This window comes from Streptomyces sp. NPDC102451, from assembly GCF_044765485.1.
GTDB lineage: Bacteria > Actinomycetota > Actinomycetes > Streptomycetales > Streptomycetaceae > Streptomyces.
The window spans coordinates 35,109-49,979 of the sequence record NZ_JBIWKD010000016.1; the positions used below are offsets into that span (position 1 = coordinate 35,109).

Genomic DNA, 14,871 nt, shown 5'->3' on the forward strand with positions numbered 1-14,871 from the left:
CTACAGCTCCTCGGTGGTGGTGCGGAACAGTTCGGTGGGGGTGACCCCGGTGGCGACATGGTTGAGCGTGAAGCGGTACAGGGCCCCGCGGTCCGTCTCGGGAGGGGAGTAGGGGTACGCGAGGGTGGAGACCAGGCCGTCGTACTCGGGTATGGGCAGATGGCTGCTGGCGTGGGCGACGAACGTGGCGACGGCGTGCGCGGTGGGCTGGTCCGGTGCGGTGACGGTGATCAGGACGCCGAGTTCGCGGGGGTGCAGCGGTTCGGGTTCCGCCGTGGCCAGGACGGCTCCGTCGCCGTAGAGGCGGTAGTCGATGTCGACGGTGTCGGGGTCGACGGCGCCGCCGAACACGTCGAGGATCTTGTCCGTGAAGTACTTCCTGGCGAACGGCAGGAGTTCGGGGAGCCGCCGGATGACGACCTGGTCGCGGACGCCGCCGATGACGACGGTCTGGTAGCCGACGAGTTCGGCGCCCTCCAGCTTGTTGGTGTAGCCCTCGGCGGGGCGGAACTCTGCTCCGCGTACCCGCACGGTGCGCTCGTCGACGGCCTCGTACGTCGCACGGGAGGTGTCGAGCACGCCTGAGGGTTCGACGACGTGGAACGGGTCGGCGTTCTCGTACAGGGTGTGCGCGGCCACCGAGCGGGGGGTGAGCCGGCTGCCCTCGGCGAGTGTGGTGACGTCGAAGTGGTCGTCGCGCAGGTGGACCAGGAGCCCGTTGGCGGACGGCGGGACGGCGCAGGCCGCGCCGCACTCGATGGTCTTGGCCATGTGCCAGGTCAGGCCGGGGTCGGCGCCGCGCATCCGGGGCAGCGCGGCGAACAGGGCGGTGTCGCTGGCCCGTCCGGTCAGGACGACGTCGCACCCGGAGCGCAGGGCGTCCTGGATGGGCTCGACCCCCATCATGGCGACGGTGTGGCTGCGGTCGAACAACTCCCGCTCGATGGCGGGTGCGTGGGGCAGCGGCTTGATGCGGCCGGCGTCGAAGAGGGAGCGCAGGCGGTCGCCGGACTGGTCGGAGTAGATCAGGCCGAGGGTGAAGTGGAGGTCCTCCTCGGAGGCGAGGGCCCGTACGAGCGCGGCGACCCCGTCCACGCCGGTGTCGCGGCCGCTGGTGCCGCAGGAGCCGATGATCAGGGGGACGCCGAGTTCGTCACGGGCCTTCAGGAGCAGGCGCAGGTCCCGGGCGACGGCCTGGTCGGACAGCTTGGGGACGCCGGAGCCGAGTGCGGCCGGTCCGGAGTCGGTGGAGCCCGCGTCGCAGGCGATGACATGGGGCCGGGCGGCCACGCCCTGTGCGAACGCGCCGGCGTCGAAGCCGGCGCCGAGTGCACCGGTGGGAGCGAGGATGCGGAGTTCCATCAGTGTCTGTGTCTCCTTCGGGGGGCTTACGGGAGGGGGTGGAGGACTTACGGGAGGTGCAGGTCAGGCCGGTGGCGCGGGGGTGCGCCGGGCCAGGCGGGTGAAGACGGCGAAGGTGACGACGGCGAAGAGGGCGCCGTTCAGGAGCATGTAGCGCCAGCCCGTGAGGTCGACGGTGAAGCCGAGCAGGGCGGGTCCCAGCGCCGCGCCGGTGGAGGAGGCGACGGTGTACAGGCCGGTGTAGGTGCCCAGCACATGACGGCTCGGGGCCAGGTTCCAGAGGGCGACGAGGGCGTTGACGGCGAAGGCCGCATAGCCCGCCGAGGTGACGACCATGGCGATGACGGTGCCCGGCACCGTGGGGGAGGCGAAGCCGATGAGCAGGCCGACGATGAAGACCCCGACGCCGTACCGGATGGCCCGCACCTGACCCAGTCTGGACGAGACGTAGGCGAGCGGGACCACGCACACCAGGAAGGCGACGGCGCCCGGCAGGGCCAGTCCGCCGGCGGCGCCCCGCGAGAGGCCGAGCGTCTCCATGCCGTAGGGCGTCATCTGCGAGCGCAGGGCGGACCACATGCCGGCGAAGCAGAAGATGCCGAGCATGAGGAGGAGCCGGGCACGGGACGGCTCGCGTACGAGGTTCCTGACGACGGCCCAGGGGGAGGTCAGCTCCGCCGCTCCCTCCTGTGGTGCTGTCCCCCGACCCGTCACCGGTGGTTCGGCGTGCGCCGCGTGGACGGTGGGCCTGCGTCCCAGGAAGAGCCAGGACGTGGAGATCAGCAGCAGCATGAGCGCGGGCGGAATGGCGAAGGCGAGGCTGATGCTGCGGTCGATGACCAGCAGGCTGATCAGCGAGGAGACGACGATCGTGAGGCCGACCCCGGCCTTCACGAACCCTTGGGCCCTGCTCCGGTGAGCGGGCGTGACGTAATCGGAGACCAGCGTCTCGGTCACGCCCTTGAACGCGTTCGCGGTCGCGGCGAAGGCGATGACGCACACCATGAGCGCCGGGAGGCTCTTCGTCCATGGGATCAGGGCGAAGGGCACGGACGCCAGGGCGGCCCCGATGAGGATGATCGCCCAGCGCCCCCTGCCGTCGCGGGCGCGCCGGTCGGAGACGAAGCCCATCCACGGCTGGATCAGCACTCCGAGCATGTTGTCCAGGCCCATGATCAGCCCGACGAGGCCCGCCGAAGTCAGGTACTGGCGCAGTTCACCCGGGACCTGTGCGTCGTAGAAGTTCCACACCGACTCCTGGGCGAAGACGGCGAGCGCGACCCAGAGGACGGTGGTGCGGTGCACCGGACGGCCGGCGGGATGTGGATCGGCCCCGGTGTCACGGCTCTTCTTCGACCCGGGGGCGAGGTTGGCGGGCATGGCGGCTCCTTTGCCATATGCCATAGCATCAATGGTTGACGAAATGCTCGTACGGCCGCGTCCCGTGCGACTGTCGAGCGGGTGTATGTCCGGTGATTCTCCGGCGCCCCACCGGGGTGAGCTGCCTGACTGCAGGGGGCCGCTGTGAAGTCGACCCCGGAGAGACTCTTGCGATTTGCTATAGCATCCTGGGTGTCAGGCAGGGCAGGCGCCCGCCTGCCTCCTCAGTCTGCGTACCGTTCCGCGATGAGGGGTGAGTTCGCGGTACGGCTGTGGGCGGCCATGCGTTCCGCCGCGAGATCGCCGTCGCCCGCGGCGATGGCGTCGTAGATGGACCGGTGCTGCCGATAGCGCTCGTCGACCGCGCCCCGGTCGGCGTGGAGGTCGCTGAGGACGGTGCTGCGCCGTTCGTCGATCCCGAACGCGTCCACCATGTGAAGCATCTGCATCAGGGTGGGGTTCGCGCCGGCCCGGTCCACCAGGGCGTGGAACCGGCGCATGCAGTCCAGGATCTCCGTGACCAGGTCCTGTTCCTCCTCGCTTCCCGCCCCCGCCGCGGCCGCCCTGCCGCGCAGGGCATCGGCCGTGTCCAGGACGTCGCGCATCTCCCGCCGCTGGGCGGCGGTCGACTTCTCCGCGGCCAGCCGGGCGGCCAGTGCGCGGAGCACGTCCTGGATCATGGTGAACTCCCGCAGTTCCTCCTCCTCGAACTTCGCGATGTGCACGGAACGCGGGCCGGCCCGCTTCACCAGCCGGTCCTGCTCCAGGCGGCGCAGCGCCTCGCGTACCGGGGTGGGGCTGATGCTCAGGGAGTCGGCCAGCCCTCGCTCGGTCACCTTCTGCCCGCGCTCCAGCACGCCCGCCAGGATCGCCTCGCGAATGGCCTGGTACGCCTGGTCGCCCAGGGATGCGGAAGACGTGAGGTGTGGGAGTTGCTCCATGCCCCGTAGCGTATTTGCTACAGCGTGACTGTCAACCGTTCGGGCAAGGGTCGACGCCGCGTGGCTGAGCCGGGCGCCGCGGTCCTGCCGGAGCAGGAGGGGGACGGGGGTCGGCCTGTGACCCTCAGCACTCACAGTTCCTTGCTCTCTGCACGCGTCGTAGCGTGGGGCGCCGTACATGAGGTGTGGATCACATGGAGTGCGCCTGGCGTCCGGCGCCGGCGGCTCCCCGGACGGAGAAGCCGTGCGTTACGAACTTTCTGATCTGCGGCTCTTCCGTGCCATCGCGGAGGCGCACAGCCTCTCCCTCGGCGCCTCCGCCGTGTTCATCACGCCGTCGACCGCCAGTTATCGCCTGAAGAACCTGGAGAACGTGCGGCGGAGGGAGCGACGGTGGCCCCGTAGCGCGGTACCGGGCCGCTGCGGGCGCACCGGCCGGTCGACAGGGTGTCAACTCGACCGCATCATCGAGGGGTTGCTGCCTGCCGAGCGGACCCGGGCTCACTCTCGGGTCCGATGCGAGGAGATACCCGTGGCCAGTCTCGCCAGCCGTCTGATGCCTCCGGTGCTCGCGGTCCTGGGGCGTAAACGGCGCTATGCGAACCCGCAGGCGACCCTGGACCAGGTCGCCGGGGACCGCCTGCGCCCGAAGGCGTACGGCCCCCCGCGGCGCCTGTCGCGAGACGTGCACATCAGTGTGCGCGACGACGGCGGCTGGCCGGTCTACGACGTGGTGGGCAAGGGCGGCCGGCCGGACCGCCACGCCGTCTATCTGCACGGCGGCGCCTGGATCAACGAGATCACCGGCCACCACTGGAGGCTCATCGCCCGCCTCGCCGCGGCCGGGGGAACCCGGATCGTCGTCCCCATATATCCCCTGGCACCACAGGGGACGGCCGCCACGGTCGTCCCCAGGGCCGCCGAGCTCCTGCGCGGCCTTGCCGTCGAACACGGTGCGGAACAGGTGTCGGTGATCGGGGACTCCGCGGGTGGGCAGATCGCCCTGTCCGCCGGGCTGCTGCTGCGCCGGGAAGGCATCGTCCTGCGCCGCACCGTCCTGATCTCGCCCGCCCTCGATCTCCGCCTCGGCAACCCGGAGATCGACGACGTGGAGCCCCGGGACCCCTGGCTGGCCCGGCCCGGACTCCGGGAAGCCATCGACCTGTGGCGGGCTGACCTGCCCCTGGACGACATGCGCGTCAGCCCCCTGCTCACGGATCTCGCGGGCCTCGGCCCGCTCGCGGTGTTCAGCGGCACGGTCGACATCACGTACCCCGATGTCCGCCTGCTGGTCAGCAGGGCCCGCGAGGCCGGTGTCGAGGTCGATTTCCACGAGGCCCGGGGCATGGTGCACGTCTATCCCTTGCTGCCGATCCCGGAAGGCCGCGCGGCGCGCGCGGCCATGGCCGCGCTCCTGCGCTCCTGACACGCCGCCGCGTGTGATGGCAGGTACTGACATCGCCTGTTATTCTGATGTCAGTACCTGACATTGGTGTTCCCGCGTGCCGCCCCGGCGGTACAAGGAGGTCGTTTCACATGCGTGTTTTCGTCACCGGCGCGTCCGGCTGGATCGGCTCCGCCGTCGTCCCCGACCTCGTCGGAGCAGGCCACCAGGTCGTCGGGCTCGCCCGTTCGGACGCCTCCGCCGACGCCCTGACCGCGGCCGGGGTCACGGTGGTCCGCGGCAGTCTCGACGATCTCGACGTCCTGCGCAGCGCTTCCGCCTCGGCGGACGGCGTGATCCATCTCGCGTTCAACCATGAGCTCGCCTTCGAGGGAGGGGATTTCAAGGGCGCCGCCGATGCGGACCGCCGCGCGGTCGAGGCGATGGGGGAGGCGCTGACCGGTTCGGACAAGCCGTTCGTCCTCGCCTCGGGGACGCCCGTGGTGCCCGGCCGGGCGGCGACCGAGCTCGACGGGCACGAGACCGCCCCGGGCGCCGCCGGTGATCCGGTGCTCGCCGGACCGGCGGCCCGGACGGCCACCGCCGAGTGGACGCTCTCACTCGCCTCCCGCGGTGTCCGCCCGTCCGTCGTGCGCCTGCCGCGGACGAACCACGGAGAGGGGGACGAGGGCTTCGTCGCGGCCCTGGTCCGGACCGCCCGCGACAAGGGCGTCGCGGGCTACTACGGCGACGGCACCAACCGCTGGCCCGCCGTCCACCGTCTGGACTCCGCGCACATGTTCCGCGTCGCGCTGGAGACCGCCCCGGCGGGGACGACACTGCACGCCGTCGCCGACGAGGGAGTGGCCCTCCGCGACATCGCCGAGGTCATCGGCCGCCACCTGGACGTGCCGGTCGCCTCCGTACCGCCGGAGGACGCGGGCGAGCACTTCGGCTGGCTGGCCATGGTGCTCGCCGCCGACCAGCCCGCCTCCAGCGCGGCGACCCGTGAACTGACGGGGTGGCAGCCCACGCAGCCGGGGCTCATCGACGATCTCGGCAAGGGGCACTACTTCCGCACCCCGGCCGTCTGAACCCCGGCCGGTACGAGGTTCCGCGGTACGGGCCGCGCGCCGGGGAGCCCTCACCCGATGGTCACCACCCGCGCCCATGCGGGTGGGCCGTCCGGGGTGTACTCGGCATCGGACTCGTCGTAGGACGAACGCCGGTGGTGGCGGCCGAACAGGCCCACCACCGTCCGGCACGGCGGGCGCCGGGACGGCCACGGGGTCTGGCCGTCGGTCAGCATCACCACGACGTCCGGGCGGGGGCGGGATTCCAGGGCGCGGGAGAAGCCCGTACGCAGATCCGTTCCGCCGCCGCCCAGCAGTTCGACGCCCTCCGTGCCGCCGCACAGGGGGCGGACCCGGCCGGCCGCCGCGTCGCACGGCAGCACGCCCACGAGGTCGCGGCGGCCGCCGACGGCCCGTGAGATCGCCGCCACCTCCAGCAGCGCGCTGCCCAGTTCGGCGTCGCTGACCGAGCCCGAGGTGTCGATCACCACGACCACCCGCGTCGGCCTGCGCCGCAGGCTCGGCAGGACGGCGCCCGGGACCGCGGCCGAGCGGCGCGCCGGCCTGCCGTACACGTAGTCCTCGCCCGTGCCCGGCGCGGAGGCCGCCGCCCGTACGGCCGCACCGAGCAACTCCCGCCAGGGCTGCGGCGGGTGGAACGCCTCCTCCGCCCACCGCCGCCATCCGGCGGGCGCGTTCCCCGGACGCCCGACGATGCCCTGCGCCACCCGGAAGCGGACCGCGTCCCGCTCCTGCGTGCTGAGCCCGTGCGCCCCGCCCGGGCCCAGGTCCCACGGGCGGGGCAGGCCGTCCGCACCGCTGCCGCACTCCAGCCACGCCAGGTGCGCGGTGTGCGGCCCGAGGCGGAACTGCCGGAGGTAGTCCTCCATCAGCTCGCCGTCCTTCAGCCCCAGGGATTCCGGGCGGACGGCTCCCTCGGGCCCCACCAGACCCTCACCGAAGATGTCGTCGTTGATCTCGCAGTCGGCCGCGATGTTCATCCGCAGCCGCTCCGCAGGTCCGGTCAGCCCGTGCCGGTGCGCGTAGCGGTCACCGCGCCCGTGGTGGTCGCGGAGCAGGTGCGACACCTCGTGCACCCAGACACCGGCCAGCTCCTCCACGGGCGTACGGTCCACGAAGGCGGGGGACACGTAGCACCGCCAGTACGGATCGACCGCCATGGTCGGCACGCCGCGGGACTCCACCGGGCGCAGGGCGAACAGCGCCGTCGCCAGGTACGGGCGTACGCGTGCCGCCTGGAGGCGGGCCGCGAAGAGCTTCCCGGTGTCCAGTACGGGTCCGGGGGCGGGCGCCCTCATCGGCCCGCCCGTGTCACGTCGAGGGCCCGCACCTCCGCCAGGCCGGCCCGCCGCGATACGGACACCGCCCCCGCGAGCCCCTCGATCGAAGCCGGCACCTCCCAGTCGTCACGGCGGAGCGTGGCCAGCGTCGTCGCCGGTACGACCAGGAGGTCCGGAGCCCCGGTATCCGCCGCCCTCGCCAGCAGGGCCCAGGCGGCGTCCCACCGGTCCTTCCCGGGGCGCGAGCGGACCGCGGCGACCACCGCGTCCAGCGTCGCCTGGCGCAGGTCGCCCCGGTCCGGCAGCTCCGCGCTCCCCGGATCGGCCAGCAGGTCCTCCGGATCGGGCAGGTCCATCCGGTCGAGGTAGGCCAGGAACTCCAGCCCCGGACCGTCCCCCACCGTCCCTCTGACCAGCATCGACAGGACGTCGCGCGAGGCGCCGGCGGCCGTCGCGAAGGCGGTCAGGCACAGCGCCATGTCCCAGCTGCGCGGTGACGGCCACGCCCCGCCGCGCCGGGCCTCGGTCGACGGCAGCCGGTGCACGAGGGCGGGCCGTGCACCCAGCAGCCCGCAGACCGCGCGGCGGGCGAACGCCACGGCTTCCGGCAGCCTCGTGCCGTCGAGCACCGGCAGGTCGGCCGTCGGCCAGACCCCACCGAGGCCACGCACCACGACATCGGCGTCATGGACCCACTGCAGATGGACGAACCGGTTGGCGAGCGGCGGGCTCAGCTCCCAGCCGTCGGCGGCGGAGGACCGGGGGTTGGCGGCGGCCACGATCCGCACACCCGGCGGCAGGCGCAGGGCGCCGACCCGGCGTTCGAGCACGAGCCGCAGCAGTGCCGCCTGGACGGCCGGCGGCGCGGTGGAGAGTTCGTCGAGGAACAGCAGGCCACGGCCCGCCCTCACCAGCCGGACCGCCCAGTCCGGCGGTGCCATCGGGATGCCGTTCTCCGCCGGATCCTCCCCGATGACGGGGAGGCCGGAGAAGTCCGACGGCTCGTGCACGCTGGCGATCACCGTGGTCAGCGGCAGGTCGAGGGTGGTGGCGAGCTGGGTGAGCGCGGCCGTCTTGCCGATGCCCGGCTCGCCCCACAGCAGGACCGGCAGGTCCGCCGCCACGGCCAGGGTCAGCGCCTCCAGCTGCGGATCCGTGCGTGGCGCGGTGGTCGTGTCCCGCAGCAGGCCGAGCAGCGCCCCGGACACGTCGAGCCGGGAGGCCGGGGCGGGAGAAGGCGCGGCAGGGGCAGAGGGGTCGGACGGGGCAGAAGTGTCGGACGGGGTCGGGGCGTACGTGGTCATGAGGCATCACCTGTGGGTCGTCGAAGGCTGTCGGCGCCCGCTGTCAAGGGCGCCCGGGGGCACGGCAAAGGCGGGGGCGGTCCTGCGGATCCGCCGTCGGAGGTCAGGTGGAGGCCGCTCGCCGGGGGCGGGAGCGGTGGGCGGCGGGCCGGGAGGACGTCCGTACGGGCGGCGGCTCCCCGGGGGCGAGCGGGGTCAGGCCCGCCCTGAACAGGCCGTGCCTGACCCGCCGGCGGGCGGCGTCCAGAAGCGCGTCGCGCAGATCGCCGTCCCGGAGCCGGGCCCCGGCACCGAGCACGCTCTCGACCCGGGCCAGCGCACCCGCCGCATCCCCGTGGGCCAGCCGGTCACGGACATCGGCGAGCCAGTCCGGCCGGCGGTGCGCCAGATCGATGACCTGGAGGCAGGGGAGCGGCGTACCGGTGAGCGCGGCGAGCAGTTCCTCCCGCCGGATCTCGGCGGGATCGTGGTCCAGCGGAACCAGCACCCCGTCGACCGGACCGATCCGGTGCCGGGCGCCCCGGCAGTCCACGACGCGCGGCACGGCACGGCCGCCCGTGCCAGGATCCGTGGCGTCGGGCGGCGGTGTGCCGGGCTCCAGGGCCGCCGCGACCAGCGGATGCAGCCGGCCGGGTGCGATCCAGCCGCCCCGCAGCAGTTCCAGGTCGGGCAGGACCCAGGTGGCGGCGTCGGGCAGCACGGGAAGTCCCGCGCAGGCACCGGCCCGTACGACCCGGGCGGACAGCACCTCGGGCGGTCCGCCATCTGCCGCCGGGTCCTCCGGGGAGGACCGTACGTCCAGGAGAAGACGCTGCCGGGCGCCGAGCCTGACCACCACGCGGCCGTCCCCGGCACGGCCGTCCGCGCTCAGCAGCAGAGCCGCCTCGGCGGCCCACCGGCCGACCGCGAACCGCTCCGCGCCGGGCAGGCCCGGGGCCCACGCCGGTACGGTCCGGCCGGCAGCCCCCGATGGAGGGAGCAGGCCTCCCGGCCCGTCGGCCCCGGAACGCCCGCGCAGCTCACCGCTGCGGTCCGCGTCCCAGAGATGGCGGTGCAGATCCAGCCGGAACCGCCGGTCGGGGGCGCGGTAACCGCGCGGCCCGGTGTCCCACCCGGGCGTCACGCGGCCGTCCCACAGCGCGAGGCTGATCCGCTGTCCGGCGTCCGCCCACGCGGGAGCGGTACGCGCGACGAGGTGCACCGGACGTGTACGACCGGGCCCGTCGTACCGGACGAGCGTGACGGACGTACCGGCCCGCAGGAAACCGTCGGGTGCGGTGCGGGGCATGTGCCACCGCAGCAGATCCGGTGCGAGCCGGCGCAGGTCCGCCCGGAGGCGGGCGGCCAGTTCGCCGCCGTGGACACGGCCGGCGGTACGGAGGTCGAGGTCGACGTCGAATCCGGCGGCGGCGCACGCCCCCGCCCAGTCGCCGGCGGTGCGCCGGACCGTCGCGGTCTCGATCATGGAGGGCGGCACGGCGATCTCGCGCACGCGCAGCCAGAAGGAAAGGCGGGAATCCTCGAACGCGGTCCTGGTGAGCATCAGCACTCACCTTGCGCGGACGGGACCCCCAATCTGCGTACACCTGGAGTAGTCATCGGCGGGAGCGTAGCCCGAACTCGCTCACGGGGCCACGCATTTCCGTACGGCGCCGCAGCGCACCCGTCCGTGCGCCCCCGCGTCCGTGTCACTCGAAGAACTTGAGGCTCCAGCCGGTGCTGGTGGGGTCGCCCGGGACGTTCGCACGGCTGTAGGTGATGTCGCCCCACCAGCTGAACGTCCCTGTGTACCAGTGCCGGTTCTCCCAGGAGTACGGCGTCCCCTTCGCGACCGCGTGGAACATCAGGGGGAACCGCGGACCGGCCGGCGGGCTCGTCGCGATGTCGCCGTCGAGCAGGACGAAGCTGTGGTGGCCGGGCCCGTCGACGTACAGGGTCGGGTCCCAGCCGGGCATCATCGTCGCGCGGTCGGAGCCGAACAGGCAGCCGTTCGACTTGTACCAGTCCCATACGTACGTGGGGTCACCGCCGGCCCGGAGCCGCAGGTCGGCCAGGCAGTACCGGTCGCTCCAGCTGCCGTTGGCGGAGTAGGTGATGTGCAGCTGGCCGTTCGGGTCCTTGATCGCCTCGGGCGCCTCGTTGATGAACGGGTTGCCGACCACGCGCTCCCAGCTCTCCCGTGGCTGCGAGATGACGTACCTGGCGCCGGAGGGTGTGCTCGGGCTGCTCATCCAGCTGATGTAGAGGTTCTGCTCGACGTTGCTGTCGCCCTCCCAGCCGGACCAGACGAACCAGCGCTGCCCGCCGAACGTGAACAGCGTGCCGTCGATGGCCCACTTGTCGTCGGCCAGCGCGAGCTTCGTCCCGGCGGAGTACCCGCTGTCGGCGGTGGCGGAGTCGATGACGTACATCCGGTGGGCCGCACCCCGCCCGGCCGTGAAGTAGATGTAGTAACGGCCGCCGTCCCGCACGATCTCCGGGGCCCAGACCTCGCCGAGGCCCCCGGTGTCCGACCAGACCTGACGCGCGGGCGCCGAGGCCAGGGCCGCCGTCGACGAAGCCTGCCGTACGGCGATTCCGCCCCCGGTCGACTCCACCGAGACGTACGTGCTCCCGACGCGCAGCACGCTGGGATCGGCGGCGCGCAGACCGGTCTGCTCCGCCCGCGCGGGCTCGGCGGAGGAGAGGGACATCGCGGCGGCGAGCACGACGGAGAGAGCGAAGGCGGCGGCACCGGCAAAGCGACGAGAGAACGTCATCATCCCGCTCCACGGGTCGGGCCCGGCGCCGACGCGGCACCGGGGGAGGGGCAGGCCGGCCGTCACGCCGAGGTGTACCTCGACGAATCGAACCGGCTTGTACATCGATGAAAAGAGCGCTCCCACAGCATCGTGAATGGTCCTGCACATGTCAATCGTCAGTCGCGCGGATGTGCAACCTCCGTGGACCGCGCCAGAATCCCGCGGGCGCGGTCCAGGACCGGCTTGTCGACCATGTGCCCGTCGACGGTCGTGACCGCGTCCCCCGCGCCCAGGACCGCCCGCGCCCACCGCAGTTCGCTCTCCGTCGGGGCGAAGCCCGCGGCGACCGGGGCGATCTGCGCCGGATGGACGCAGAGCTTGCCCGAGAAGCCGAGCCGGCGGGCGTGGGCCGTGTCCGCGGCCAGTGCCCCGGTGTCCCGCACCGCGGTCGTGACCCCGTCCACCGGCGGGGCGGCCCCGGCGGCCGCCGAGGCCAGGACGAGGCGGGAGCGGGCGTGGGCCAGCGCGAGGGTGTCGTCGGGGGCGACGCCGAGCTGCGCCGCGAGGTCCACATTGCCGAACGCGGCGCGCACGACACCCGGTACGGAACACACCTCGTACGCCCGCTCGACGCCGAGCGCCGTCTCGATGAGCGGGACCGTTGTGCAGCGGGCGGCGATCCTGGCCAGGACCGCCGGGTCCTCGGCCTTCGGCACCATCACCAGGCAGCCGAGCCCGGCCGCCGTGTCCAGATCTGCCTCGAACCACGGCGTGCCGGGCGCGTTCACGCGTACGACCGTACGGTCCCGGGGCCCGTGCCAGCCGGCGACGGCCCGGCGGGCCCGGTTCTTGTCCTCGGCGGCGACCGCGTCCTCCAGGTCGACGACCACGAGGTCGGCGCCGGAGTCCGCGGCCTTGTCGAAGCGGTCGGGGCGGTCGCCCGGTACGAACAGCAGGGTGCGGGCGGCCGCGACCGCGAGGGAGGCGCTCATGCGAAGGTCACCTCGGCGGTGGCGTGACGGGTGTCGCGGTGGGTGGCGGTGCGCAGCAGCGCACCCGTGTCCGAGGGGCTGCCCTCGGCGAGGAGGTGCTCTCCCGCGAACGCCGGACGCCGCAGCCTGAAGGAGAGCGCGCCCACCTGGCGTTCCGGGGCCTCGCGCCGGACCACGTCCAGCATGAGGAGGGCGAGCAGCGGGCCGTGGACGACGAGCCCCGGATAGCCCTCGGTATCACGGCAGTACGGGGCGTCGTAGTGGATGCGGTGGGCGTTGGCCGTGAGCGCGCTCAGCCGGAACAGCAGCGTCGGGTCGGGCTGGGCGCGGAGCCGCCAGGGCTCCCCGGCGGCCGGGACCGTGCGGTCGTCGACGGTGGCCGGGTGCGGAGCACCGGCGCTGCGGCCGGACCGGTAGACGATGTCCTGTTCCTCCACCAGGCAGGTGCGGCCGGACTGGCGGAACTCCTGACGCTCGGTCACGAAGAGCAGTTCCCCGCTGCGGCCGTGCTTCGGCGTCACCGCGCCCAGGCTGCTGACGCGTTCGGCCGGTTCGCCCAGGCGCAGGGGGTGGACGATCCGGCTGCGTCCGCCGGCGAACATGCGCTGCCGGTCGGGAAGGGGCGGCAGGAAGCGGGCGTCGCGCAGATGGCCGTCGGGTCCGAGCTCGTGCTGGGCGGGCCAGTGCAGGAAGTGGAACCACTGCCACAGCGGCGGCAGCGGGTCACCGGCCCCCGCGGCGGGCCCGGGCAGGTCCAGGAGGGCGGACACGGCGGCGGTGGGGCCGGGGTCCATCGGGTCGTGGGCGGTGACGGGCTCGGGGTGCCAGGTCTCGACGTAGGAGCCGAGGGGTGCGGGCTGCATCGGGGGATCGGACCTCGTGATTCAGGCGAGCGGTGCGGTCTTCGACGGCCGCGGAGCGGCGGCCGGTGCCTCAGGGGTGTCGAGATGGGAGGTGCGGGACGGTTCCCGTACGAGCAGGGTGGCCAGGAAGGTCAGGCCGACGCATCCGGTGACGTACCAGAAGAAGAGTGTCTCGCGGCCGCCGTCCTTCAGGGCGAGCGCGATGGGCTCGGTCAGCCCGCCGAAGGTGGCCGTGACCAGGGCGTGTGGCAGCCCCACGCCGAGCGCGCGGACCTTGGTGGGGAACATCTCCGCCTTGATGATCGCGGCCAGCGCGGAGTAGCCGGTGACGAAGGTCAGGGCCACCGTCATCAGGAGGAAGGCGATCCAGGGGCTGCTGGTGCGGCCGAGGAGCGTCATGAGCGGCACGGTCAGCAGCATGCAGCCGCCGGAGAACGCGAACATCACCGGGCGGCGGCCGATGCGGTCGGACAGGGCGCCCACGGCGGGCTGCATCAGCATGTAGACGAACAGCGCGGCGAAGCCGATCAGAGTGACCGTCGGCTTGGCGATGCCCGCGGTGTTCACCAGGTACTTCTGGAGGTAGGTGGTGTACGTGTAGAAGGCGACGGTGCCGCCGATGGCGAGGCCGAAGACCGCGAGGAGCTGGCGCGGGTACTCGGCGAACAGCGCGACGAGGCCCTTGCGTTCGGGCGTTCCGGAGCTCTCGGGAAGCCCGCCGGCGGTGCGCGCCTGCTCCTTCCGGAAGTGCTCGGACTCCTCCATGCTGCGGCGCAGGTACATCACGACCAGACCGGCCACGGCGCCGATCAGGAAGGGGACGCGCCACCCCCAGCCGTGCAACTGCTCCTCGGTGAGCAGGTGCTGCAGGACGATCGCCACGAGCAGCGCGGCCAGCTGGCCCATCACGATCGAGACGTACTGGAAGCTGGAGTAGAAGCCGCGCCGTCCCGCCGGAGCGACCTCCGAGAGGTAGGAGGCGCTGGAGCCGAACTCCCCTCCCACGGACAGGCCCTGGGCCAGCCGGGCCAGGACCAGCAGGGCAGGCGCCCACAGGCCGATGACGTCGTGGCCGGGGGCGAGCGCGATGGTCAGGGACCCGGCGCTCATGAGGGTGACCGACAGGGTCAGCGCGCGGCGCCGGCCGAACCGGTCCGCGTACGCGCCGAGCAGCCAGCCGCCGAGGGGGCGCATGAAGAAGCCGACCGCGAAGACGACCGCGGTGGAGAGCAGCTGGGCCGTCCGGTCTCCCTCGGGGAAGAACACCGAAGCGAAGTAGATGCTGAACGTGGCGTAGGCGAACCAGTCGTACCACTCGACGAGGTTGCCCAGACAGCCGCGTACGACGTTCGCTACGACGCGCGGTCGGTCGGGCGTGGGCGGTGCGGGTGTGCGGCTCTGCGGCATGGGAAGCTCCGTTGCTCTCGTCGCCCGGGTGACGCTGCGGCTCGGGCGGCCCCATGTGCTCGGCGTCCCCGGCGGCTCACGTGCCCCACATCATGAGTGCTGATCGAGGCGGAAGAACAATAG

The 14,871-nt window shown here is 72.9% G+C and carries 12 protein-coding genes and 1 pseudogene; 3 read left to right on the top strand and 10 right to left on the bottom strand.

The features are described 5' to 3' along the window. The 3 genes from ACIRD8_RS28775 to ACIRD8_RS28785 all read right to left on the bottom strand — a co-directional run bounded on the left by ACIRD8_RS28775 (window position 1) and on the right by ACIRD8_RS28785 (window position 3,683). Window positions 1-1,362, bottom strand: a complete 1,362-nt coding sequence (locus ACIRD8_RS28775) for an acyclic terpene utilization AtuA family protein (protein ID WP_403997669.1) — start codon at window positions 1,360-1,362, stop codon at window positions 1-3. 63 nt (window positions 1,363-1,425) lie between these two features. Further along, window positions 1,426-2,742 (bottom strand): MFS transporter, encoded by a 1,317-nt coding sequence (locus ACIRD8_RS28780; RefSeq protein ID WP_403997672.1) that lies wholly within the window; start codon window positions 2,740-2,742, stop codon window positions 1,426-1,428. A 224-nt stretch (window positions 2,743-2,966) separates the two neighbouring features. Further along, window positions 2,967-3,683, bottom strand: coding sequence for a GntR family transcriptional regulator (locus ACIRD8_RS28785; RefSeq protein ID WP_403997675.1), 717 nt, complete (start codon window positions 3,681-3,683; stop codon window positions 2,967-2,969). 178 nt (window positions 3,684-3,861) lie between these two features. Here ACIRD8_RS28785 and ACIRD8_RS28790 point away from each other — a divergent pair. From ACIRD8_RS28790 to ACIRD8_RS28800, 3 genes and pseudogenes are all read left to right on the top strand, one after another. Then, a pseudogene (locus ACIRD8_RS28790) lies at window positions 3,862-4,044 on the top strand (LysR family transcriptional regulator); the annotation flags it as partial. A 171-nt stretch (window positions 4,045-4,215) separates the two neighbouring features. Further along, window positions 4,216-5,109 carry an alpha/beta hydrolase fold domain-containing protein gene (locus ACIRD8_RS28795; RefSeq protein WP_403998045.1) on the top strand — a complete coding sequence of 298 codons (894 nt, stop codon included), beginning with the start codon at window positions 4,216-4,218 and terminating at the stop codon, window positions 5,107-5,109. A 110-nt stretch (window positions 5,110-5,219) separates the two neighbouring features. Further along, entirely contained in the window at window positions 5,220-6,161 is a 942-nt protein-coding gene (locus tag ACIRD8_RS28800; RefSeq protein ID WP_403997678.1) for an SDR family oxidoreductase, read from the top strand. A 50-nt stretch (window positions 6,162-6,211) separates the two neighbouring features. Here ACIRD8_RS28800 and ACIRD8_RS28805 read toward each other — a convergent pair whose 3' ends face one another. From ACIRD8_RS28805 to ACIRD8_RS28835, 7 genes are all read right to left on the bottom strand, one after another. Next, window positions 6,212-7,459, bottom strand: coding sequence for a VWA-like domain-containing protein (locus ACIRD8_RS28805; protein WP_403997681.1), 1,248 nt, complete (start codon window positions 7,457-7,459; stop codon window positions 6,212-6,214). Then, complete coding sequence (locus ACIRD8_RS28810; RefSeq protein WP_403997684.1) at window positions 7,456-8,745, bottom strand: AAA family ATPase; 1,290 nt, start codon at window positions 8,743-8,745, stop codon at window positions 7,456-7,458. Before ACIRD8_RS28810 ends, ACIRD8_RS28805 begins: the two co-directional genes overlap by 4 nt. A gap of 103 nt (window positions 8,746-8,848) precedes the next feature. Further along, the gene (locus ACIRD8_RS28815) at window positions 8,849-10,288 is read right to left on the bottom strand and encodes a hypothetical protein (protein ID WP_403997687.1); all 1,440 of its coding nucleotides are present in this window, start codon (window positions 10,286-10,288) and stop codon (window positions 8,849-8,851) included. Between the two features lie 145 nt (window positions 10,289-10,433). Then, window positions 10,434-11,504: a glycoside hydrolase family 43 protein gene (locus tag ACIRD8_RS28820; protein WP_403997689.1), complete on the bottom strand. Its 1,071-nt coding sequence runs from the start codon at window positions 11,502-11,504 to the stop codon at window positions 10,434-10,436. A gap of 158 nt (window positions 11,505-11,662) precedes the next feature. Beyond that, window positions 11,663-12,478 carry an HpcH/HpaI aldolase/citrate lyase family protein gene (locus ACIRD8_RS28825; RefSeq protein ID WP_403997692.1) on the bottom strand — a complete coding sequence of 272 codons (816 nt, stop codon included), beginning with the start codon at window positions 12,476-12,478 and terminating at the stop codon, window positions 11,663-11,665. After that, window positions 12,475-13,341 (bottom strand): hypothetical protein, encoded by an 867-nt coding sequence (locus ACIRD8_RS28830; protein WP_403997695.1) that lies wholly within the window; start codon window positions 13,339-13,341, stop codon window positions 12,475-12,477. Before ACIRD8_RS28830 ends, ACIRD8_RS28825 begins: the two co-directional genes overlap by 4 nt. A gap of 21 nt (window positions 13,342-13,362) precedes the next feature. After that, window positions 13,363-14,748, bottom strand: coding sequence for an MFS transporter (locus ACIRD8_RS28835; RefSeq protein ID WP_403997698.1), 1,386 nt, complete (start codon window positions 14,746-14,748; stop codon window positions 13,363-13,365). Window positions 14,749-14,871 lie beyond the last annotated feature (123 nt).

Excerpts from the sequence above, each read along its gene's own strand:
- ACIRD8_RS28825 (WP_403997692.1), bottom strand. The coding sequence starts at position 12,478 with ATGAGCGCCTCCCTCGCGGTCGCGGCCGCCCGCACCCTGCTGTTCGTA.
- ACIRD8_RS28830 (WP_403997695.1), bottom strand. The coding sequence starts at position 13,341 with ATGCAGCCCGCACCCCTCGGCTCCTACGTCGAGACCTGGCACCCCGAG.
- ACIRD8_RS28800 (WP_403997678.1), top strand. The coding sequence starts at position 5,220 with ATGCGTGTTTTCGTCACCGGCGCGTCCGGCTGGATCGGCTCCGCCGTC.
- ACIRD8_RS28785 (WP_403997675.1), bottom strand. The coding sequence starts at position 3,683 with ATGGAGCAACTCCCACACCTCACGTCTTCCGCATCCCTGGGCGACCAG.
- ACIRD8_RS28835 (WP_403997698.1), bottom strand. The coding sequence starts at position 14,748 with ATGCCGCAGAGCCGCACACCCGCACCGCCCACGCCCGACCGACCGCGC.
- ACIRD8_RS28810 (WP_403997684.1), bottom strand. The coding sequence starts at position 8,745 with ATGACCACGTACGCCCCGACCCCGTCCGACACTTCTGCCCCGTCCGAC.
- ACIRD8_RS28820 (WP_403997689.1), bottom strand. The coding sequence starts at position 11,504 with ATGACGTTCTCTCGTCGCTTTGCCGGTGCCGCCGCCTTCGCTCTCTCC.
- ACIRD8_RS28775 (WP_403997669.1), bottom strand. The coding sequence starts at position 1,362 with ATGGAACTCCGCATCCTCGCTCCCACCGGTGCACTCGGCGCCGGCTTC.
- ACIRD8_RS28805 (WP_403997681.1), bottom strand. The coding sequence starts at position 7,459 with ATGAGGGCGCCCGCCCCCGGACCCGTACTGGACACCGGGAAGCTCTTC.
- ACIRD8_RS28780 (WP_403997672.1), bottom strand. The coding sequence starts at position 2,742 with ATGCCCGCCAACCTCGCCCCCGGGTCGAAGAAGAGCCGTGACACCGGG.
- ACIRD8_RS28815 (WP_403997687.1), bottom strand. The coding sequence starts at position 10,288 with ATGCTCACCAGGACCGCGTTCGAGGATTCCCGCCTTTCCTTCTGGCTG.